The 20,967-nt window shown below is 44.8% G+C and carries 33 protein-coding genes; 3 read left to right on the plus strand and 30 right to left on the minus strand.

Translation table 11 applies throughout. The annotated features are described in order from the left end of the window. Positions 1-461: 461 nt before the first annotated feature. Together DC345_RS27015 and DC345_RS27020 are read right to left on the minus strand one after the other, a co-directional pair. Complete coding sequence (locus DC345_RS27015) at positions 462-692, minus strand: hypothetical protein (protein ID WP_113055832.1); 231 nt, start codon at positions 690-692, stop codon at positions 462-464. A gap of 209 nt (positions 693-901) precedes the next feature. Next, the gene (locus tag DC345_RS27020; RefSeq protein ID WP_113055833.1) at positions 902-1,519 is read right to left on the minus strand and encodes a stage II sporulation protein M; all 618 of its coding nucleotides are present in this window, start codon (positions 1,517-1,519) and stop codon (positions 902-904) included. A gap of 121 nt (positions 1,520-1,640) precedes the next feature. Between DC345_RS27020 and pdaB the strand changes: the two genes are divergently transcribed. Beyond that, positions 1,641-2,417, plus strand: a complete 777-nt coding sequence (gene pdaB / locus DC345_RS27025; RefSeq protein ID WP_063567436.1) for a polysaccharide deacetylase family sporulation protein PdaB — start codon at positions 1,641-1,643, stop codon at positions 2,415-2,417. A gap of 142 nt (positions 2,418-2,559) precedes the next feature. Here pdaB and DC345_RS27030 read toward each other — a convergent pair whose 3' ends face one another. Further along, entirely contained in the window at positions 2,560-3,189 is a 630-nt protein-coding gene (locus DC345_RS27030) for a KinB-signaling pathway activation protein (protein WP_113055834.1), read from the minus strand. A 125-nt stretch (positions 3,190-3,314) separates the two neighbouring features. Between DC345_RS27030 and gerD the strand changes: the two genes are divergently transcribed. Continuing rightward, positions 3,315-4,067 (plus strand): spore germination lipoprotein GerD, encoded by a 753-nt coding sequence (gene gerD, locus DC345_RS27035; protein WP_113055835.1) that lies wholly within the window; start codon positions 3,315-3,317, stop codon positions 4,065-4,067. A 95-nt stretch (positions 4,068-4,162) separates the two neighbouring features. Here the strand turns inward: gerD and DC345_RS27040 are convergent, their stop codons facing one another. The 4 genes from DC345_RS27040 to DC345_RS27055 form a co-directional block, all read right to left on the minus strand. Then, positions 4,163-5,263 (minus strand): Mrp/NBP35 family ATP-binding protein, encoded by a 1,101-nt coding sequence (locus DC345_RS27040; protein WP_113055836.1) that lies wholly within the window; start codon positions 5,261-5,263, stop codon positions 4,163-4,165. Positions 5,264-5,342: 79 nt separating this feature from the next. After that, positions 5,343-6,098 carry an N-acetylmuramoyl-L-alanine amidase CwlD gene (gene cwlD / locus DC345_RS27045; protein WP_110002416.1) on the minus strand — a complete coding sequence of 252 codons (756 nt, stop codon included), beginning with the start codon at positions 6,096-6,098 and terminating at the stop codon, positions 5,343-5,345. Between the two features lie 69 nt (positions 6,099-6,167). After that, a complete protein-coding gene (sat, locus tag DC345_RS27050) occupies positions 6,168-7,337 on the minus strand; it encodes a sulfate adenylyltransferase (RefSeq protein ID WP_113055837.1) in 1,170 nt (389 codons plus the stop codon). An 85-nt stretch (positions 7,338-7,422) separates the two neighbouring features. Beyond that, entirely contained in the window at positions 7,423-8,115 is a 693-nt protein-coding gene (locus tag DC345_RS27055; protein WP_113055838.1) for a phosphoadenylyl-sulfate reductase, read from the minus strand. 449 nt (positions 8,116-8,564) lie between these two features. On the opposite strand from DC345_RS27055, the gene DC345_RS31885 reads away from it, so the two are divergent. Then, a complete protein-coding gene (locus DC345_RS31885) occupies positions 8,565-8,729 on the plus strand; it encodes a hypothetical protein (RefSeq protein WP_181586749.1) in 165 nt (54 codons plus the stop codon). A 64-nt stretch (positions 8,730-8,793) separates the two neighbouring features. Here the strand turns inward: DC345_RS31885 and rpsI are convergent, their stop codons facing one another. The 23 genes from rpsI to rplN all read right to left on the minus strand — a co-directional run bounded on the left by rpsI (position 8,794) and on the right by rplN (position 20,954). Beyond that, positions 8,794-9,186 (minus strand): 30S ribosomal protein S9, encoded by a 393-nt coding sequence (rpsI, locus tag DC345_RS27060; RefSeq protein ID WP_024633563.1) that lies wholly within the window; start codon positions 9,184-9,186, stop codon positions 8,794-8,796. A gap of 19 nt (positions 9,187-9,205) precedes the next feature. Beyond that, positions 9,206-9,643: a 50S ribosomal protein L13 gene (gene rplM / locus DC345_RS27065; RefSeq protein WP_024633564.1), complete on the minus strand. Its 438-nt coding sequence runs from the start codon at positions 9,641-9,643 to the stop codon at positions 9,206-9,208. Between the two features lie 205 nt (positions 9,644-9,848). Next, on the minus strand, positions 9,849-10,622 hold the full coding sequence (gene truA / locus DC345_RS27070; protein WP_076292172.1) for a tRNA pseudouridine(38-40) synthase TruA: 774 nt from the start codon (positions 10,620-10,622) through the stop codon (positions 9,849-9,851). Positions 10,623-10,781: 159 nt separating this feature from the next. Next, complete coding sequence (gene rplQ, locus DC345_RS27075) at positions 10,782-11,147, minus strand: 50S ribosomal protein L17 (RefSeq protein WP_017692102.1); 366 nt, start codon at positions 11,145-11,147, stop codon at positions 10,782-10,784. A gap of 34 nt (positions 11,148-11,181) precedes the next feature. Further along, the gene (locus DC345_RS27080) at positions 11,182-12,126 is read right to left on the minus strand and encodes a DNA-directed RNA polymerase subunit alpha (RefSeq protein ID WP_024633566.1); all 945 of its coding nucleotides are present in this window, start codon (positions 12,124-12,126) and stop codon (positions 11,182-11,184) included. Between the two features lie 136 nt (positions 12,127-12,262). Next, positions 12,263-12,658, minus strand: coding sequence for a 30S ribosomal protein S11 (gene rpsK / locus DC345_RS27085; RefSeq protein WP_017692100.1), 396 nt, complete (start codon positions 12,656-12,658; stop codon positions 12,263-12,265). Positions 12,659-12,677: 19 nt separating this feature from the next. Then, positions 12,678-13,046: a 30S ribosomal protein S13 gene (rpsM, locus tag DC345_RS27090; protein ID WP_062329455.1), complete on the minus strand. Its 369-nt coding sequence runs from the start codon at positions 13,044-13,046 to the stop codon at positions 12,678-12,680. A 20-nt stretch (positions 13,047-13,066) separates the two neighbouring features. Further along, entirely contained in the window at positions 13,067-13,180 is a 114-nt protein-coding gene (gene rpmJ / locus DC345_RS27095; protein ID WP_003333770.1) for a 50S ribosomal protein L36, read from the minus strand. Positions 13,181-13,332: 152 nt separating this feature from the next. Beyond that, on the minus strand, positions 13,333-13,548 hold the full coding sequence (infA, locus tag DC345_RS27100; protein WP_017692098.1) for a translation initiation factor IF-1: 216 nt from the start codon (positions 13,546-13,548) through the stop codon (positions 13,333-13,335). A 3-nt stretch (positions 13,549-13,551) separates the two neighbouring features. Further along, positions 13,552-13,860, minus strand: coding sequence for a KOW domain-containing RNA-binding protein (locus DC345_RS27105; protein ID WP_076292171.1), 309 nt, complete (start codon positions 13,858-13,860; stop codon positions 13,552-13,554). A gap of 10 nt (positions 13,861-13,870) precedes the next feature. Further along, the gene (gene map / locus DC345_RS27110) at positions 13,871-14,623 is read right to left on the minus strand and encodes a type I methionyl aminopeptidase (RefSeq protein WP_113055839.1); all 753 of its coding nucleotides are present in this window, start codon (positions 14,621-14,623) and stop codon (positions 13,871-13,873) included. A 4-nt stretch (positions 14,624-14,627) separates the two neighbouring features. Continuing rightward, positions 14,628-15,272: an adenylate kinase gene (locus DC345_RS27115; protein ID WP_024633570.1), complete on the minus strand. Its 645-nt coding sequence runs from the start codon at positions 15,270-15,272 to the stop codon at positions 14,628-14,630. Between the two features lie 90 nt (positions 15,273-15,362). Next, complete coding sequence (secY, locus tag DC345_RS27120) at positions 15,363-16,661, minus strand: preprotein translocase subunit SecY (RefSeq protein WP_062329461.1); 1,299 nt, start codon at positions 16,659-16,661, stop codon at positions 15,363-15,365. Next, on the minus strand, positions 16,661-17,101 hold the full coding sequence (gene rplO / locus DC345_RS27125) for a 50S ribosomal protein L15 (RefSeq protein ID WP_062836188.1): 441 nt from the start codon (positions 17,099-17,101) through the stop codon (positions 16,661-16,663). Before rplO ends, secY begins: the two co-directional genes overlap by 1 nt. Positions 17,102-17,144: 43 nt before the next feature. Next, entirely contained in the window at positions 17,145-17,330 is a 186-nt protein-coding gene (gene rpmD / locus DC345_RS27130) for a 50S ribosomal protein L30 (protein WP_017692092.1), read from the minus strand. Between the two features lie 13 nt (positions 17,331-17,343). Beyond that, the gene (gene rpsE, locus DC345_RS27135; RefSeq protein ID WP_017692091.1) at positions 17,344-17,841 is read right to left on the minus strand and encodes a 30S ribosomal protein S5; all 498 of its coding nucleotides are present in this window, start codon (positions 17,839-17,841) and stop codon (positions 17,344-17,346) included. 27 nt (positions 17,842-17,868) lie between these two features. Beyond that, positions 17,869-18,237, minus strand: coding sequence for a 50S ribosomal protein L18 (gene rplR / locus DC345_RS27140; RefSeq protein WP_113055840.1), 369 nt, complete (start codon positions 18,235-18,237; stop codon positions 17,869-17,871). Between the two features lie 117 nt (positions 18,238-18,354). Continuing rightward, on the minus strand, positions 18,355-18,897 hold the full coding sequence (gene rplF, locus DC345_RS27145) for a 50S ribosomal protein L6 (RefSeq protein ID WP_024633576.1): 543 nt from the start codon (positions 18,895-18,897) through the stop codon (positions 18,355-18,357). A 30-nt stretch (positions 18,898-18,927) separates the two neighbouring features. After that, on the minus strand, positions 18,928-19,326 hold the full coding sequence (rpsH, locus tag DC345_RS27150) for a 30S ribosomal protein S8 (protein WP_017692088.1): 399 nt from the start codon (positions 19,324-19,326) through the stop codon (positions 18,928-18,930). A 32-nt stretch (positions 19,327-19,358) separates the two neighbouring features. Then, a complete protein-coding gene (locus DC345_RS27155; RefSeq protein WP_013312154.1) occupies positions 19,359-19,544 on the minus strand; it encodes a type Z 30S ribosomal protein S14 in 186 nt (61 codons plus the stop codon). A gap of 73 nt (positions 19,545-19,617) precedes the next feature. Then, complete coding sequence (gene rplE / locus DC345_RS27160; RefSeq protein ID WP_062329467.1) at positions 19,618-20,160, minus strand: 50S ribosomal protein L5; 543 nt, start codon at positions 20,158-20,160, stop codon at positions 19,618-19,620. A gap of 32 nt (positions 20,161-20,192) precedes the next feature. Then, positions 20,193-20,546: a 50S ribosomal protein L24 gene (gene rplX / locus DC345_RS27165; RefSeq protein WP_024633578.1), complete on the minus strand. Its 354-nt coding sequence runs from the start codon at positions 20,544-20,546 to the stop codon at positions 20,193-20,195. A 39-nt stretch (positions 20,547-20,585) separates the two neighbouring features. After that, positions 20,586-20,954 (minus strand): 50S ribosomal protein L14, encoded by a 369-nt coding sequence (gene rplN / locus DC345_RS27170; RefSeq protein ID WP_024633579.1) that lies wholly within the window; start codon positions 20,952-20,954, stop codon positions 20,586-20,588. Between the last annotated feature and the right edge of the window lie 13 nt (positions 20,955-20,967).

Consider the following 20,967-nt stretch of genomic DNA (forward strand, 5'->3'; position numbering starts at 1 on the left):
GAGATTAAAAATCTCATTTATTTTGCTTCCAAATCATACAGTCCGAAGACTTGTACCGATTTCTCAGCGTCGATCTTGCAAGCAAGATCGTTACTCACTCGTTGTTCAGTTTTCAAAGATCAAACATTCAATTTGTTTCGTTTTTCCTCGTCACCGTATTTTCAGCGGCGACTTTTATAATATATCATGTTTAAGTTTCTTTTGCAAGCACTTTTTTTCGATTTATTTTCAATCGCTTTGTTTTAGCGCTTGTTTCGGTTAACTTTTCCTTAAAAAAGGAACGAAAATTAATTTATCATATTGAACAAAAAAGGTCAACCCTTTTTCGACAAATTGTTTCATATTTTTTTAAAAGCGCCTATTCTACCTATTACTAATTCATGGTGTCAGAGGTACAGCGCTGGCTTTACGGGCCGCACCTCTGTTATATGGTGAACTTAAGCATCCCACTGAGCACATCGTTATGGCTTGGATTTTTTTAATTTTCCGCCTCTAGCATATTTGGATAGCTCTTTTGGCGGCGCAAAGCGGGCATACATACGGAACACTGTCTTGTAGCGACTCGCTATGGCGTATTTAATTTCTTGATCGAGACGGTTGTCACTTAAGTCGAACAACATTTCATCGAGCTCTTTGCGCAGTACATAATCCAGTTCCTTGCATTCCTTCTCGTTAAACATCATACCCAGCATTAGAGTTCTCCTTTTTCTGCATATGGATAATGGCGTGTCCCAGTGTATGTCATAGTCGAGCCCCTTTAATTCAGGCTATATATCGGACAGCGCCGGTTTTAGTAGCACACCTAGGATCATCTTTGTTTGTCCTTTGTGCTTGCTACTGAAACCCGTTTTATTGTTATGGTCAACTTTCTGAAAATTTATGAATGTCATCCCATACAAATTTATCCACGCACTAGGCTGTAGGTAAGTGTACTTTCGATAATCGCTGCCACAAAAAGCAAAATAACAATCCAGAAGGATGCTGTTACCGTTGTGCGCATAAACGCATTCCATTGGCTGCCGATCGTATTTCGTTTCTCCCCGCCAAGTTGAACCAGGCTTTTAAGAACCAATCCACCAAACCTTAGACCGAATGCACAAGCGATTATAATTACTGGAATTTCAATAATGCCATGCGGAAGAAGTCCTTTCACAACAATATCAAAGAAGCTGGCCCCGTAGTTCATTGTGGTGTGTACCAGGAAACCGATAACCATTCCATTAATCAATAGGAAAACAACAGGCAGAATGCCAAAGAAGATACCGGCATAGATTACGAGTACACTTTTGATGGCGTTATTGAAGAAGATAAAAAGGAAGAAGTTCCATTGCACATTGCTGCCCTGCTCCAGACGCTCACTAACCTCCCTCAGTCCCCCAATCTGATTCAACAATATATCCTCAAGTGCTCCTGTGCTCACCCATCCCGTGCCTATTCCAACAATAAACAATACGATCGACCAGATTAATGCACCACGAATGGAACCTAAGGCTCTAAGAAATATACTGAATTTTAACATAATATCCTCCTGTGAAATCAAGATGTTGGACAAACAAACGTCTGATACGAATAACTGCGAGGTACGAGCATACATTGGAAAGTAAACAAGCATTTCTTATGGGAGAGGGGCGCTTATTGAAATGAACTCGTTCTATGTATTTAGCGGCAAAAAGATCAAACGTTTCCTGATTGTGCTGGTTGCTGCCGTCTTTGCTATCGGGATTATTTATCTGGAGAGCGGCAATATTTCTGTATTCTCGGAGGATGCACCATCCGCCGTATACAGCGTTCCAACCGAGAAGAAGGTTATTGCACTCACTTTTGACATTAGCTGGGGAGATAAAAGGACAGAGCCTATTCTGAAGGTCCTCCAAGAAAATAAAGTTCAGAAGGCGACCTTCTTCTTGTCCTCCCCCTGGAGTAAGACACACCCCGAGATTGTAACAGCCATCAAAGACGCAGGATACGAAATCGGCAGCCATGGTCACAAGCATGATAATTACAGCAGCCTGACTGAAGAGGAAATCCGCAAGGAAATTTCGACAGCTCATAGCATTTTAACCGATTTAACGGGAAAAGAACCGAAATTGTTGCGCCTGCCTAATGGCGACTTTGACAAACGTGTTCTCCAGGTTGCCAGCAGTTTGAATTATCAAGTAGTCCAATGGGACACCGATTCACAGGATTGGAAGAACCCTGGTGTACAGACCATTGTTGATCGTGTTGTTAGCAAGGCGCATCCTGGTGACATTGTGCTGCTGCACGCCAGTGATTCCTCGAAACAAACGCATGAAGCATTACCCGTCATTATCGACAAGTTAAAAAATCAAGGGTATGAATTCGTGACGGTTTCGGAGTTGCTTAACCATTCAAGTGTCAAAGGTACGGAAGTTCGCGACCAAGCCAGTGCACAGTAACGTTAAAAAAAACAGAATTGCTGATGCAAACTGTATACTTACCTTCTGAACATTTCATGCCTTACAAAAAGGCGCTTCTGCGCCATAAATGAAAAGAGCTAACCAGGTTAGCTCTTTTTGACGTTTATTTTTCAAATAATCGCTACGCATGGCTTTCTTGTACCTCGCTCTTTCCACTCACCCGCTGCTCCATGGACCCATCTACCAGCCTATGCAATATCAGCATTTGGTATGCATTACAGATTAACAGTGGAACCACAATAAAGATGGTAGCCGCGTTCACATCAATTCGCAATACACCGATCGTCTCTACCACGGTAACAGCCACCATGAAAAAGAGTGTAGGCACCAGCGCCGAAATATGTGTCTGTTTTACCTTAACGTAAGCGGTAACAATTCCAGCAGCCAAAATAATGATTCCAAGCACAATATCGGATAGCCTTTCTCGTTCCCCACCAACAAACAAACGTAAAAACATGACGTCAAGCAATGCCAACACGGTTAGAACAATCTGTACAATTTGCCAACTTCGTTTCGAAAATACACCTTTGCCCATATAGTTCAATATCAAGTATGCGAAAAAACCCATTTGCGAATACACGCTAATCATAATACCGGAACCAAATAAGATCAGAAGATAAATTAAAAAATCGGTCATTCCATTCGTTTTTTCTCCATTAACCAACATCATAATTAGACCCGTCACTAATGATCCCGCAGCCCCAATAAGCAAAGCTGACCAAAATAGGAAAAACCATTTACGTAAATTCAAATGTTTTCCACCCCCGAGAGTTTATTTTACCAACCTTCACAGCAAAAAACCATCATCATTCAACATATTTAGCGGTTTCCCATCACATACTACATCCAGTATCTAATCAAGGAGGGGTTGTGCACATGAAACGGCCTTTGTGGCAGTTATGCTGTGTCGTACTTGGACTATCCGTCATGCTCGCCGGCTGTGGCTCAGATCAGAATTATTCGCCTCCTCAGGGCGGTTATAAAGAGATGAAAACGATGGTCGTGGATATTCTCAAAAGTGACGAAGGCAAGAAGGCGGTCGAGGAAGCTCTCACCGGACAAAGTTCTTCTGGTGGTGGTGAAGGCGGCGCTTCTGGTCAAAGTGGAGCTTCTGGCGGCGGATCTGGGACAGTGGGTATGAAAATGTTAATGCCTATGCAATCTTCAGAACAAATACGTATAGCTGTAAAAGATACCATCACGGCTCCTGAATACCAGAAGGAATTCGAGAAAATTATGACGGATCCACAATTTGCAGGTGAATTCGCCAAAGTAATTAACTCTCAAAGCAAGCAGCTGCATATGCAGCTAATCAAAGATCCAACGTATCAAAAATCCATTGGAGATGTCATGAAATCTCCTGAAGTATCCAAGATGTTCATGGATATGACCAAGACACCAGAGTATCGTAAACAAACGATGACCGTTATGCAGGAAGTCATGCAAAATCCTTTATTCCGGATGGAAGTACTGACTTTGCTTAAGAAGGTAGTCCAGGATGAGTTGCAACCCAAAACTGAACAAGGCGGCAAACAGGACGGCCAAAGCAAGGATAGTGGAGATGGCGGAAGTGGTGACGGTAGTAGTGACGGTAACAGTAGTGGCGACGGAAGTAATGGAGGATCATAAGTCGCTATACTTTAAAGTTAAAAGTTATCACATGTTGAAAAAAAGCCCGCATCCATTGATGTGGGCTTTTTATATATTTTACATCCTTAGAATATTTAAAACTTGGCATCAACAGACTGGGCAACCTCGTCATAGATCGCACCGATGCTTGAATCTGCTTTGTACACGGATGGGGAAAAATCCGGCTCCGAAATATGATTATCCGGCGCTCCCAGTGGAATCTGCGCAAGCAGTTCTGTATGAAGACTCTCGGCAAGAGTACCCCCACCGCCTCGGCCAAATACATAATCTTTCTCTCCGCATTTGCTGCATTCATAATAAGCCATATTCTCTACGACACCAAGCAGCTCATGTTCCGTCTGAATGGCCATGGCACCTGCACGTGCAGCTACAAAAGCAGCGGTCGCATGCGGTGTTGTCACGATGATTTCTTTGCTGTGAGGCAGCATCTGATGCACGTCTAGTGCGACGTCCCCCGTACCCGGAGGCAAATCAAGCAGCATATAATCCAACTCTCCCCAGTTTACATCGGTAAAGAATTGACGCAACATCCGCCCCAACATAGGTCCACGCCAGATCACCGGGTTATTCTCTCGAATAAAGAATCCCATCGACATCACTTTTACGCCAAAACGCTCAACGGGTTGAATAACCCCGTCTTCAACGACTGGGTATTCCTCAATGCCCATCATATCAGGTACACTGAAGCCGTATATATCTGCATCAATCAAGCCAACTTTCTTGCCTTGACGTGCCAGAGCCGCTGCCAAATTAACGGTTACCGTCGATTTGCCGACGCCGCCTTTACCACTAGCAACAGCAATAAAACGTACGCCAGATTCAGGACTTAACAACTCATGTCCGTCCAGCCCTGCTGCATGGCCTTTGACAAGCACTTCGTCCTGGTCTTCCTCATGATCCGCTTGTCCTATGTTGAGGCTCTCACGCTCATGCTCTGACGCTGCACGCAGTCGAATATGTACATCATTCACTCCGTGTTGGGACAACAGGTTGCGCGCGGCATCGCTTAGAGCAGTTGTATCCTCTGTGCGGTTCTCCAGCGTCACCATAGTAAGAGCAACATGATTTTCTTTAATCATGACATCACGGACCCACTGCAGTTCAGTCAAACTTAAGCCCAATTGCGGTTCCTGCAATGGCTGCAATAGTTCAAGTATCTGTTCTTTTGATAACATCAGACAGCACCTCAGCTTTATCTATTGGCATGTAATTAGGTATGCTGATCCAATTATATCATTACATTTCTCATTGTGACTAACTTTTAGGACGTTCTCCTGAAGAATAACGGAGAATCCCGTTATAGATGGATGCAGCCACTTTGCGCTGATAGGTCTCATCAGCAAGCAAACGCGCTTCTTCCGGGTGAGAAAGGAAACCGACCTCTACTAGTGCCGAGGGAATTTTTAACGCCTGGAGCAAATAAACGGTATTTACCGTTTTCGCAATTCGATCTGTATTTTCCAAATTACGAATCATCTCTTGCTGAAGCAGATTGGCCAACCCTTCATTATCAGGATGATTAGGTGTATAAAAAACTTGAGCACCACTCCAGCGGTTCGAAGGAACACTGTTCATATGAATGCTGATAAAGAGATCTGCCTGCTTATCTTCAATTCTTCTTACTCTTTGTTTCAGGTCTTCCGTTTTGCGTTTGGAGTAACCCTTGGTGTCTGTAGCAGCCAGATCGGTGTCTATTTCTCGCGTCATCACAACCAAGGCCCCTGCTTGCTGCAGATAATCTCGTACATACAGCGCAATGGATAAATTAATATCTTTCTCGATGACTCCCTGCTTACTCACCGCTCCCCCATCGGGCCCACCATGTCCTGCATCAATGGCTATGACTTTTCCCGCTAATGGCAGCCCCCAGTAACCTGACATTTTGGTAGAAGGCAACTCATACGTCACGACTGCCACAAACATCGCAAGCAAACAGAGGCTTAACATGACCCTCTTCATGGTTCGTAACCTAATCCAGATCACAAAGTGCTTCCCCATATTTTTACGCATAAAAAAAACCACCTCGTCCCTATAAATGACTCTAATCATCTATATGGGACAAGATGGACAAATATACCGTCAGGAGCGGACTTGCTCTGCCATTCCTTCAATCAGCACCTCAGCAACCTCAGGGCGCGTAAATTCAGGTGGAGGGCATTGGCCATCTCTTAGCAAGCCACGTACTTTGGTGCCAGACAAAGCCATATGGTGTTCTTTATCATGCGGGCAGGTTTTGCTTGATGCCATGTTGCCACATTTGGTGCAGAAAAAACTATGTTCAAAGAACAATGGCGTGATACCGAGTTCTTCCGGTGAGAAGTTAGTAAATATCTCCTGCGCTTCATACGTTCCGTAGTAGTCACCCACACCTGCATGGTCACGGCCTACAATAAAGTGGGTACAACCATAATTTTTACGTACCATCGCGTGGAAAATGGCCTCTCTTGGACCAGCATACCTCATAGCCGCCGGGAATACGCCGAGGAACGCACGATCAGCCGGATAATAGTTCTCGAGCAAAACCAGATAACTCTTCATTCGTACATCAGCAGGCACGTCATCAGACTTCGTTTCACCTACAAGCGGATTTAAGAATAGTGCGTCCACAATCTCCATTGCACTCTTCTGAATGTACTCATGGGCACGATGGACCGGATTACGCGTCTGGAAACCAACAACGGTCTTCCAACCCTTCTCCTCGAAGGTTTTCCGTGTCTCAGCAGGGTCATAATAGAACTGTTCGAACTTGGCCGGTTTGGGGCGGTTAAGCACTTGAATTGGACCTCCTACATATGTTGCAGGTCGTTCCAGCAGTTTCTTCACACCCGGGTGTTCTGGATCATCCGTTTTGAAGACACGACGTGCTTCTTCACCCTGATCTACTTTGTATATGCTCTTCACTTCCAGCAATCCATAGGTTATTCCATCATCATCGCCAATAAGTGCGACAGTCTCACCGATCTGGAGTGATGCAGCCTGATGCTCATCTACAGCCAGGGTAATTGGTATGCTCCAGACTGTTCCGTCTGCAAGACGCATGCGAGATATAACTGAAAGATAGTCTTCTTCATTCATAAAACCTTGAAGCGGTGAAAATGCACCCACACCAATGAGATCCAAATCCGAAATTGTCCAGCTGTTAATACGTAAAGAGGAAAGTTTCTCACTCTCTCGTAATAATTGTTCCCGTTCCTCTCCTTGTACGACACGCTGAATCAGCGCACCTCCATGAGGCAGAATCGAAGTCATCTTGTCAGCTCCCTGTTTCACCATTTTTTATAACATCAAGAATGAATTCAGTGCATTATAAAATCCTTAACTTACTCTGACACAATTATTTATGAAGACCACATTCCGTTTTTTCATTTCCAGACCAGCGTCCCGCACGTGGATCTTCTCCTGGCATAACTTGACGTGTGCAATACTCACAACCGATACTTGGGTAATTCTGATCATGCAGCGGGTTATATACGACATTATTGGCACGAATATACTCCCATACATCCTCTGAAGTCCAGTGGGCGATCGGATTGAACTTCATAAGACCAAACTTGGCATCATATTCAACCTTCTTGGAATTTGCACGTGTCGGCGCCTGATCTCTCCGAATACCGGTTATCCATGCATCGTACTGGGATAAAATACGTGTCAACGGCTCAACCTTGCGAATATTACAACAAGCATTAGGATCCGATTTCCACAATTCATCTCCATGTTGAGCTGCCTGCTCTTCAGGAGTAATTTTCGGTGATACACGTACAAAATCAAGATTGTATTTCTCCTTCATTTTGTCACGAGTTTCGTATGTTTCCTTAAAATGAAAATCGGTATCCAGATAAAATATATCCGTAGATGGGCTGATCTTCTGAAGCATATCTACAAGTACAACATCCTCTGCACCGAAACTGCATGCAAAAGTGATATTTGGGAACGTCTCAATAGCGTAACGAATAATATCCTCTGGACTTGCGTTCTCCAACTCTTCAGCTTTCGTCCGTGCAAGTTCTTCTTTCTCCAACAAGTTCATGTCTGCATTTCCCCCATTCTGCATTTCAACAATTACTAAAGCCGACTAATCTAATATGAATTATGTATAGTATAAATCTTTCATGGGGGATGTCAATGCCTGCCATATGGTAAAATACATCAGTTTCAGCCCGTATTTTTGCTGTACATTCTCGAAATAATTTGGTGTTCATTATTCAATTAATTGATTTGTGGATAAAATCATCCACGTGTAGCAACATCAATTTTCACCTTATCCTTATCTACTCATCATTGAAATCCTTTGTCACTACTGGGTTTATGATACACATTTAATAAAACGAAGTATAGAATTGCTCTATAGATTCAAACGGATATAGAAGAACAAGAAGGATTTAATAAGGAGATAAATGCGGAAATTCTTTTCTTCAATAGTAAGGGACCTTTATCAAAACCATAAGAAAAACTGATGACATTGAGGATGAAAAATGAATGATTCCAACCATCATAAAGTTCTATTCTACAAATTTGATTAGTGGTTATGTGAGGGTTGCATTTACTGGAGTATTTGCTGAGGGAGAAATTTTAACCGAAACAGAGGAACTAGAAGAAACTGAAGCTACTTTGGTGCATCTTTCTGAAGTAAAGAGCATTTAATATATCTAATGGACTGTAGAATACAAAAAAGCCTTTGACCGAGGCCAAAGGCTTGTAATGCATATTAACGTTTGGAGAACTGAGGTGCGCGACGTGCGGCTTTGAGACCGTATTTTTTACGCTCTTTCATCCGTGGGTCACGAGTCAGGAATCCTGCTTTTTTCAGGGAAGCACGGTATTCCGGATCTGCTTTCAACAGAGCGCGGGAGATACCATGACGGATCGCGCCGGCTTGACCGGAGATTCCGCCACCATGAGCGATAACAAGAACATCATAGTTGCTGAGTGTTTCTGTCAGGTTCAGTGGTTGTTTTACGATCAGTTTGAGTGTTTCCAAACCGAAGTATTCATTAATATCACGTTTATTGATGACAATGCGTCCTTCACCCGGTACAAGGCGAACACGAGCTACCGAATGTTTACGACGACCTGTCCCATAGTATTGTACTTGTGCCATGAAACTGTCCTCCTTTTAATTAACCGCGAAGTTCATAAACTTCTGGTTTTTGTGCTGCATGTGGATGCTCAGTGCCTCTGTACGCTTTAAGTCTCAACTTCATTTTCTCGCCCATGCGAGTTTTAGGAAGCATACCGCGAACAGCCAATTCCAACATACGTTCCGGTTTGTTTTTAACCATCTCTTCAGCAGTAGTTACTTTCAAACCACCTGGGTGCATCGAGTGACGGTAGTATTTTTTACCTTGCATTTTTTTACCAGTCAATACAATTTTCTCTGCATTGATGATAACAACGAAATCGCCAGTGTCCACATGTGGAGTGAATTGTGGCTTATGTTTGCCGCGGATCAAAGCAGCTGCTTCGCTCGCCAAACGTCCGAGCGTTTTGCCTTCGGCATCAATGATGTGCCATTGGCGCTCAACTTCGTTAGGCTTCGCCATGTACGTGGTACGCATGAAAAGTTCCTCCTTAAAATGTTCAACATCATTATATTCATTTATCTTCGTTCATTAAGTGATAACTTTAGGTGTTGATGGATAGTTCTTTCGTTGTGACCCTCTTAATTGGGGCTGTGGGAAAGCCATTAAGAAAACACAACTTTTATATTACATGATAGGAGCTTAAATCGCAAGTGTTAATTAAGCATTTCACTTCGCAAATTTAATCTTTTTTGTATTCAAGGTCCCAGAGCATTAAACCGCAGCTAACCGCAGTAGGTCCTGCAGCAGAACGATTACAAGCGGCAATCATATTCGGTACGTCAGAGGCTTTCCGTTTGCCCTCTCCGACCTCCAGCAGTGTACCAACAATAATACGAACCATATGCTGCAAAAAGCCGTTGCCGCTCACATAGATGTGAATGACACCCTGATCGCGCGGATGGTCCCTACACATTGAACGGTCCACTTCTATCCATGCTTCGTATACCGAACGTACATGATTTTCTTTCTGAGACTTGCGTGAAGCAAAGGAGGTGAAATCATACGTACCAATAAAATGACGCAACCCCTCCTGCATTGCCGCAATGTCCAGCTTGGCATGGTGATGATATTGCAGCCTCCGGTTAAATACATCCGGGAATTGATTCGCATTGACGGTATATCGATACGTTTTCTTTTTCGCAGCATAGCGAGAATGAAAATCGTTTGGAACTTCTACCGCATCAATAACGATAATATCGGATGGTAATCTGGAGTTGAGCGCCATACACCAACGTTCAATCGGGATCTGGGATTCCGTAGGGAAATTGAAGATTTGTCTGCGTGCGTGAACGCCTGCATCCGTTCTGCCTGAACCCGTAATTTTTACCTTCTCACCGGTTAAAGCACGAATGGCATCTTCAAGATGGTCCTGAATGGTATTCCCTCCCGGCTGAACCTGAAAGCCGTAATAAGCAGTGCCATCATAAGTTAACGTCATACACAAGTTGCGCATCAATACCACACCTTTGTTCCATACTATACATGTGCCTATCCCGAACAGCAAAAGAAGCCCCTTTCGGAGCTTCTATTACAGCACGAAATCCGAAATGAAGAGAAAAAAAGGGTTAAACCAGAATCAACGATTCTGTCCCCTTTCCTCATCTCATCTGTTCTACGCGCGGTCAACCAGTTCCAAGTAAACCATAGGCGCAGCGTCACCACGACGAGGTCCCAGTTTCAGAATACGAGTGTATCCACCTGGACGCTCAGCGTAACGACCGGACAATTCGCTAAACAGTTTTTGGATTGCATCTTGCTCACCATCGATTGTTTCGCGGCGAACATAAGCTGCCACTTGGCGACGGGCATGAAGATCTCCCTTTTTCGCTTTAGTGATCAGTTTTTCAGCAATAGAGCGAACCTCTTTTGCTTTCGCTTCAGTTGTCTGAATGCGTTCGTATAAGAACAGGTCGGTTACCAGGTCACGGAACAAAGCTTTACGTGCGCTGGAATTACGGCCCAACTTTTGGTATGCCATTGTTTTCCCTCCTTCACTTCAAGCACTCGGCTGTCTATTCTTCTGTACGGAGTCCCAAACCAAGTTCCTCAAGCTTCTCTTGAACTTCTTCCAAAGACTTGCGTCCGAGGTTACGGACTTTCATCATGTCTTCTTCTGTTTTCGTAGTCAGCTCTTGTACGGTATTAATACCAGCACGTTTGAGGCAGTTATAGGAACGAACAGAGAGATCCAGCTCTTCAATCGTCATTTCGAGTACTTTTTCTTTTTTGTCTTCTTCTTTTTCGACCATAATCTCTGCATCTTTCGCTTCGTCTGTAAGACCCACGAAGAGCATCAGATGCTCGGTCAAAATTTTAGCGCCAAGGCTTACAGCCTCTTCAGGACGAATACTTCCATCAGTCCAAACTTCCAACGTGAGCTTGTCATAGTTGGTTACTTGGCCGACACGCGTATTTTCCACAGCGTAGTTAACGCGGCTGATCGGGGTGAAGATGGAATCGACTGGGATGACGCCGATCGGCTGGTCATCGCGTTTATTCCGATCTGCCTGGACGTAGCCGCGACCGCGATTGGCAAAAATACGCATGTGAAGTCTCGAACCTGGTCCGAGCGTAGCAATGTGCAAATCCGGGTTAAGGATTTCCACATCGGAGTCAGCACGGATATCTCCAGCCGTAATTGCTCCTTCGCCTTCAGCATCAATCTCGAGCACTTTCTCCTCATCAGAATGAATTTTAAGCGACAAAGCTTTCAGGTTAAGAATTATCTCCGTAACATCTTCCATTACGCCAGGAACTGTAGCAAATTCATGCAGAACGCCATCGATTTGAACCGAAGACACTGCCGCACCCGGCAGTGACGAGAGCAAGATTCGGCGAAGCGAGTTTCCAAGCGTCGTACCGTATCCGCGCTCAAGCGGTTCTACTACGAATTTCCCATAGGTGCCATCATCGTTGACGTCTACCGTCTCAATTTTCGGCTTTTCGATTTCAATCACTGCAATACCCCTCCTTCAAAACGTCGGTCCTCTATGAAACATTTACCTTCTCTTGCGAAAACATGTAGTAGTATGCCTAAACAACCATTATTAGCAGATTGTGCCGGAAATATACCACACGCAGGGGCAAATCTCATTAGACACGACGACGTTTTGGAGGACGGCATCCGTTATGCGGGACTGGAGTTACGTCTTTGATCAGGTTAACTTCAAGACCTGCAGCTTGCAAAGAGCGGATCGCTGCTTCACGGCCTGCGCCTGGTCCTTTAACCATAACCTCAACGGCTTTCATCCCATGTTCCATTGCAGCTTTGGCAGCAGTCTCAGCAGCCATTTGTGCAGCAAACGGAGTCGATTTACGGGAACCTCTGAATCCGAGGCCGCCGGAGCTTGCCCACGAAATTGCGTTTCCGTGAGGGTCCGTAATGGTAACGATAGTGTTATTGAACGTGGAGCGGATATGTGCCACGCCAGATTCAATATTTTTACGGTCACGACGTTTAGTACGTACGACTTTTTTCGGTTTAGCCATTTTCTCTTATCCCCCCTTATTATTTCTTCTTGTTCGCTACAGTACGACGAGGACCTTTACGAGTACGAGCATTCGTTTTCGTACGTTGTCCACGAACAGGCAGACCACGACGATGACGAACTCCACGGTAACAACCGATCTCCGTCAAACGCTTAATATTCAAAGAGATTTCACGACGCAGGTCACCTTCTACTTTGACCTCTTTGTCGATACTTTCACGCAATTTGCTGACTTCATCTTCCGTCAAATCACGAACACGAGTGTCCGGATTGATGCCTGTTGTGCTCAGAATTTTCTGGGAAGTCGTTTTACCGATTCCGAAAATATAAGTCAAGGCGATCTCAACGCGCTTATCACGTGGCAAATCCACACCAGCTATACGTGCCATTTTACGCTACACCCCCTTCTTTAACCTTGTTTTTGTTTGTGTTTCGGATTTTCACAGATAACCATAACATTCCCTTTGCGGCGAATGACTTTGCATTTTTCGCAAATCGGCTTGACCGAAGGTCTTACCTTCATGTGAATTACCTCCTCAAAGTTTTGCTTAGCAAAACTCTCTTCGTAAGCATTGACCTTGTTCTACTATTGTAAAACCGGCTTCGAAGCTTTCGCAAGTTTTGCCGGGCAAAACCCGCTTCATAAGCTTCACAGTTCATTGCAACTGTCTACTACTATTTACGGTAAGTTATACGACCTTTTGTCAAATCATAAGGCGATAACTGAACAACCACTTTGTCTCCAGTCAGGATACGGATAAAGTGCATCCGCAACTTGCCGGAAACGTGAGCGAGAATTTGATGACCGTTCTCAAGCTCAACCTTGAACGTTGCATTCGGTAGCGGTTCGAGAACCGTACCTTCCACTTCAATGACATCTTCCTTGGCCATTAGTCAGTCTCCTTTCTCTTCAGCTTGAATGTTGGTGGATTCCAGAAACGAATGAACCGCGAAGCGGAGCTTTCCGTTTGTCACCCGACCACTCTCGTTTAAACTGTTTACGACCTCGCTGCTAATCATCGGCTGGAGTTCAAGATGAAGAATATTCTTCTTCTTGGGTTGATCAAACTTACGTTTGTCTCCATCCGCAATATATACGAACCTGCTGTCCGCTATAGCAACAATTACTGCGGCTTGGTCCGCATTGCGGCCTTTACGGATCTTCACAAGTTGACCGAGCTGCGGATTAGACTGATTGTTCATGCCTTATCACCTACGCATTCAGTTTTGTGAAAATTTCCATGCCTTCTGGTGTAACTGCTACGGTGTGTTCAAAGTGGGCGCATAACGATCCATCAACAGTGACGACAGTCCAGTTATCTTCCAACGTTTTCACATACCGTCTGCCTGCGTTAACCATCGGCTCTATGGCCAGCACCATGCCCGCTTTAAGCCGTGGTCCCCAATCAGGAAGACCATAGTTCGGAATCTGTGGTTCTTCGTGCAGATCCGCTCCTATGCCGTGACCGACATATTCACGTACTACGGAGAACCCTTCATCTTCAATATATTTCTGAATCGCATGAGATATTGTAAACAAGCGAACGTCCGGTTTAACCAGCGCCAGACCTGCGTATAACGAAGCCTCGGTAACGTCCAGAAGACGACGGGCTTCTTCGGAAATACGGCCGACTGGATAAGTCCAGGCGGAATCTCCGTGATACCCCTGGTACTGCGCGCCAATGTCAAACGTAACGATATCGCCCTCGTTCAACTTGCGTTTGCCGGGAAATCCATGCACCAACTCTTCATTCACTGAAGCGCACACACTGGCAGGGAAACCGTTATAACCTTTGAAAGACGGCACAGCTCCTTGACTGCGGATGTATTGATCGGCCATATGGTCAAGTTCTCCAGTCGTAATACCGGGAGCGATATGCTCTGCCAAGAGACGATGCGTTTCCGCAACTATTCTCCCCGCTTCCCTCATCAAGCCCAGTTCCGTTTCGGACTTACCAATGATCATTCAATTAACCTCGCAGCAGGGACACGATTTCATGAGAGACTTGATCGATATCCTGCTCTCCGTCCATTTGACGAAGAAGGCCTTTGTTCTCATAAAATGTGAGGAGTGGTGCTGTTTTGTTGATATATTCGTCGAGACGTGTGCCTACGCTCTCTTCATTATCATCAGAGCGCTGGTACAAGTCACCGCCGCATTTATCACAAATACCTTCCTGCTTAGGCGGATTGAACACGACATGATAAGTGGCGCCACAGTTCTTACAAATACGACGACCCGTCAAACGGGCGAGCAATTTGTTGCGGTCCACTTTCAGGTTGATTACATGATCGAGACCTGAGTTCAGTCGATCCAGAATACCATCGAGCGCTTCTGCTTGAGACAGGGTTCTTGGAAAACCATCCAAGAGGAAACCTTCTCTGCAATCAGGCTGCTGCAAACGTTCTTCAACGATGCCGATAGTTACATCATCTGGTACGAGCAATCCTTGATCCATATATTCCTTGGCTTTCAGGCCAATGGGAGTTCCCTGCTTAATCGCAAGACGAAATGCATCGCCTGTTGAGATGTGGGGAATACCGAACTCTTTCACAATGACGTCTGCTTGCGTTCCTTTTCCTGCCCCCGGAGGGCCCATGAATAGGATGTTCACGTTATGTCACTCCCTCCAAGACTACCCTACATCAACAAACAGCACAATAGGTGCCGGCAAGTAAATCTTAGCTTGACCGGTACCTATTGCCTATTTATTGATAAAACCTTTGTAGTGGCGTTTGATCAATTGGCTTTCGATTTGCTTCATCGTATCCAGCGCAACACCGATAACGATCAGGAGAGATGTTCCTCCAATTTGCGCAGATTGAGGCAAACCAGAAAGTGCCCCCAAGATTACAGGCAGAACGGAAATTACTGCCAAGAAGATGGCACCTGCCGTTGTCAAACGAGTCATGACACGGGTCAGATATTTCTCGGTTGCTTTACCCGGACGAATGCCTGGGATGTAACCGCCGTTCTTTTTCATGTTGTCAGCCATCTGCTGTGGATTCATCTGTACAAAAGTATAGAAGAATGTAAATCCGAAAATCATCACTACATACAGTAACATACCCAAAGGTTTATGTGTAGTGAGATTGGCTCCGATCCACTGTGCCCATGCACGATCAGCCCAGAAGTTTGCGATGATTGATGGGAACATCAACAGAGATGAAGCAAAGATGACAGGGATAACACCTGCTGCATTAATCTTCAGCGGGATATGTGTGTTCTGTCCACCGTACATTTTGTTACCTACGACGCGTTTAGCGTACTGTACAGGAATTTTCCGAATCGCCTGCTGGATGTAAATGACACCTATGATAATCAGCACAATAACAATTGCAACGATTACCCCTTTAAGAATGTTCATGAACAATTGGTCAGCTTGGATGAAGTCGGATTCGATCGTTTGTTTGATAATGTTAGGCACCGTTGATAGGATACCCGCAAAGATCAAAATCGAAATCCCGTTTCCTATGCCCTTCTCGGTGATCTGCTCACCAAGCCACATTAGGAATGAAGTACCGGCCGTAAGTACAATCGCGATCAAGATATAATCTGCAAATGTTGCATTAGGCACCATTTCTGTATTGTACAAGCGGTTGAATCCGATCGACGTACCAAACGCTTGAATCAATGCCAGACCTACCGTTAAATAACGGGTCAGTTGTGCAGATTTCTTCTTACCTTGTTCACCCTGCTTTGCCCACTCCGCTAATTTAGGAATAACGTCCATGGAAAGCAGCTGCACTATGATAGACGCAGTGATGTAAGGCACGATCCCGAGCGCAAATATCGAGAACTGGAAGAGCGCTCCACCCGAGAACGTATTGAGAAGTCCAAAAACTTCTTTACCCGCAGAATTTGTCGCTTCGAACACATCTTTGTTAACTCCCGGTACGGGAACAAAGGAGCCGATGCGGTAAATGATCAGTACAAAAAGGGTAAATAATACCCTTTTGCGCAGATCTTCAACCCGCCAGATATTCTTTAGGGTCTTGAACATTAAATCACCTCAGTTGTACCGCCGGCAGCTTCAATTTTCTCAATAGCAGATTGAGAAAACTTGTTAGCTTTAACAGTCAGCTTCACAGTGACATCACCGTTACCCAGGATTTTGATTCCGGATTTAGCGTTTTTAACTACGCCGTTCGTCATCAAGAATTCTGGAGTTACTTCAGTACCCGCAGCAAAACTGTTCAGGTCTTCAGTATTCACAACTGCATATTCTTTGCGAGTTGGGTTTACAAAACCACGTTTTGGCAAGCGACGATACAATGGATTTTGTCCACCTTCGAAGCCTGGACGTACTCCACCGCCAGAACGAGCGTTTTGTCCTTTGTGACCGCGACCTGATGTTTTACCTGTACCACTACTTGGACCGCGACCAAGACGTTTACGTTCTTTGCGGGATCCAGGAGATGGTGAAAGCTCATGTAACTTCATCGTTCGTTGCACCTCCTTAAAGATTTGTGGGATTAACCCGTTTTTAAGCTTCTACTTCTTTAACAGCAACCAAGTGGCTTACTTTGTTAATCATACCACGGATGGCAGGATTATCGTTTTGTACCACTTTGCTATTGATTTTGCGCAAACCCAATGTTTTCACAGTTGTTCTTTGCGTCTCCGGACGTCCGATCAAGCTGCGGACGAGGGTAATTTCTAATTTAGCCATGAGAATTCCCTCCTTAACCCAGAAGCTCTTCGACGGATTTTCCGCGCAGTTTAGCCACGTCTTCAGCACGCTTCAAACGGGACAAACCTTCCAAAGTCGCATTGACCATGTTCATGGAATTCGAAGAACCCAGAGATTTTGTCAAAATGTCACCTACACCAGCAAGTTCGAGAACCGCACGTACAGGACCACCAGCGATAACACCAGTACCTTCAGATGCTGGTTTCAACAGCACGCGTCCTGCGCCGAACTTACCTGTTACCAAGTGAGGAATCGATGTTCCTACGAGTGGAACGTGTACAAGGTTTTTCTTAGCGTCTTCAATACCTTTGCGAATTGCATCAGGTACTTCGCCCGCTTTACCGATACCAGCTCCAACCCAGCCGTTGCCGTCGCCGACTACAACCAGTGCGCTAAAGCTGAAACGGCGTCCGCCTTTTACTACTTTAGCTACGCGATTAATATTTACAACTCTTTCAGTCAGTTCCAAAGTATTCGGATCTACACGCAAGTCGTTAACCTCCTTTTGAAAAATATCTTAAAACTCAAGTCCTGCTTCACGAGCCGCTTCAGCCAATGCTGCGATACGACCATGGTACAGATAACCACTACGGTCAAATACGATGTTGGAAACACCTTTGTCTTTAGCACGTTTAGCAACGAGTTCGCCAACTTTACGAGCGGATTCAACAGATGCACCATTTTTGATGTCAGTGCTCAATTCTTTGTCTACGGTAGACGCGGAAGCGATTGTTACACCAGCAACATCATCGATGATTTGAGCATACATATGTTTACCAGAACGGAATACGTTCAAACGAGGACGTGTTGCCGTTCCTTGGATTTTCTTACGAACACGCAGGTGTCTTTTCAGACGTGCCTTGTTTTTATCTGTTTTCGTAATCATCTCAGGGATTCACTCCTTTCAGGTTACCTCGCTGGCTTCAAACCGGAAGCCACGGGGTATATTAGAAACACAAGAAGCAAGCAAGCCGAAAACCGCGCAAAGGCGGTAAGAAAAATCTTATTTCTTCTTACCGGCTTTACCTTCCTTACGGATGATACGCTCGCCTTCATATTTAATACCTTTACCTTTGTACGGCTCAGGTTCACGAACGGAACGGATTTTAGCTGCGTAAGCACCTACACGCTCTTTATCGATTCCGCGAACGATGATTTTCGTATTCGAAGGAACTTCGAATTCGATTCCCGCTTCCGGTGTAATTTCAACCGGGTGAGAGTAGCCAACGTTCAGAACGATTTTATCTCCGGATTTGCTTGCACGATATCCGACCCCAACCAGCTCCAGAGATTTTGCGAATCCTTCAGTAACACCACTCACCATGTTGTTTACAACGCTACGCGTTGTGCCGTGCAAAGAACGGTGAGTTTTGTTATCGGAAGGACGCACAACTGTAATTTCGTTGTTTTCAACTGTTACCTTCATATCTTTATGAAGTTCACGAGTCAAAGATCCTTTTGGTCCTTTTACCGTAATAACGGTGTTGTCCAGTGTGATGTCCACACCACTTGGTACTGTAATTGGTTTGCGACCAATACGAGACATATGTTGCACCTCCTATCTTGTGACGTTATATTACCAAACGTAGCAGACGACTTCTCCGCCGGATTTTGATTGACGAGCTTCTTTGTCCGTCATGATACCTTTGGATGTCGAGATAATAGCGATACCCAGACCACCAAGTACACGAGGTACTTCATTGCTTTTCGTGTAAACACGAAGACCAGGTTTACTGATTCTTTTCAGACCAGTAATAACACGCTCGTTATTTTGACCGTATTTCAGGAAAACACGGATAATCCCTTGTTTGTTATCATCGATAACTTCAGCGTCACGGATAAAACCTTCACGCTTCAAGATGTCGGCGATTTGTTTTTTCATTGTCGAAGCAGGCATTTCTACCGTTTCGTGACGAACTGTGTTCGCGTTACGAATACGAGTAAGCATATCTGCAATTGGATCAGACATAGTCATTGTGAGTTAACCTCCTTCCCGTTCAGGACTTTTTACCAGCTTGCTTTTTTCACGCCAGGGATCTGGCCTTTATAAGCTAATTCACGGAAGCAAATTCTGCAAATTTTGAACTTCTGCAGTACCGAATGTGGACGTCCGCAACGCTCACAGCGTGTATAAGCACGTACTTTAAACTTTGGTGTACGTTGTTGTTTAACTTTCATCGAAGTTTTTGCCACTTAGCCTGACACCTCCTAAATAATTTCGGAGAAAAGGGAGTCTTTCCAGACACCCGGAAACGTTATAGCAACATTATTTTACGAAAGGCATTCCGAGTTGCGTGAGCAATTCACGGGATTCTTCGTCTGTTTTCGCCGTTGTTACGATGACAATATCCATACCGCGGACTTTGTCTACTTTATCATACTCGATCTCTGGGAAGATCAATTGTTCTTTCAGACCCAGTGTGTAGTTACCACGTCCGTCGAAAGCTTTGCTCGATACACCGCGGAAGTCGCGGACACGAGGAAGCGTAACGTTGAACAGTTTATCGAGGAAGAAGTACATACGCTCGCCGCGCAATGTAACTTTAACACCGATAGGCATGTTCTCACGCAGTTTGAAACCTGCGATAGATTTTTTAGCACGAGTGATTACAGGTTTTTGACCTGCGATCAGTTGCAAATCGTTTACTGCGGAATCCAACACTTTGGAGTTTTGAACTGCGTCGCCCACACCCATGTTGATAACGATTTTCTCGATTTTCGGCACTTGCATTACCGTTGTATAGTTAAACTTCTGCATCAAAGCAGGAGCAATTTCGTTCAGGTAACGTTCTTTCATTCTTGCTGCCATGAATCATAGACCTCCTTTCTCATTCGGTTCAATTAGTCGATAATTTCTCCGGAACGTTTTGCAACGCGCACTTTCTTTCCGTTGTCCAACACTTTGTAACCTACACGGGTTACTTTTCCGCTCTTCGGATCGATGTGCATTACGTTGGAAACGTGAATCGGAGCTTCCTTCTCGATAATGCCGCCTTGCGGATTTTGCTGGTTAGGCTTCTGGTGTTTTTTAATCATGTTAACACCTTCCACAAGGACGCGGTTCTCACGAGGATAAGCAGCGATGACACGGCCTTTTTTACCTTTGTCTTTACCGCTGATCACCATAACTGTATCTTCTTTTTTTACATGAAGTTTATTGTTATGGGATTCCAGAACTTTTTTCACTCTTGGCATTTCGTACACCTCCTGTTTCTAACATCACGAGATTAAGCTTTAGATAACTTCTGGGGCCAAGGAAACGATTTTCATGAAGTCTTTCTCGCGGAGTTCACGAGCAACAGGTCCGAAAATACGTGTTCCACGTGGGCTTCTGTCGTCTTTTACAACAACCGCTGCATTTTCATCAAAACCGATGTAGGAACCGTCTTTACGACGTACAGAACGTTTAGTACGAACGACAACCGCTCTAACTACATCACCTTTTTTGACAACGCCGCCTGGTGTTGCTTGTTTTACCGAACAAACGATCAGATCACCGATTTGAGCTGTACGACGTCCCGTACCGCCGAGTACGCGGATACACATCAGTTCCTTCGCACCGGAGTTGTCGGCCACAGTCAAACGTGTAAATGGTTGAATCATTTAGTATTCCTCC

The organism is Paenibacillus taichungensis, from assembly GCF_003287275.1.
Taxonomy (GTDB): domain Bacteria; phylum Bacillota; class Bacilli; order Paenibacillales; family Paenibacillaceae; genus Paenibacillus; species Paenibacillus taichungensis_A.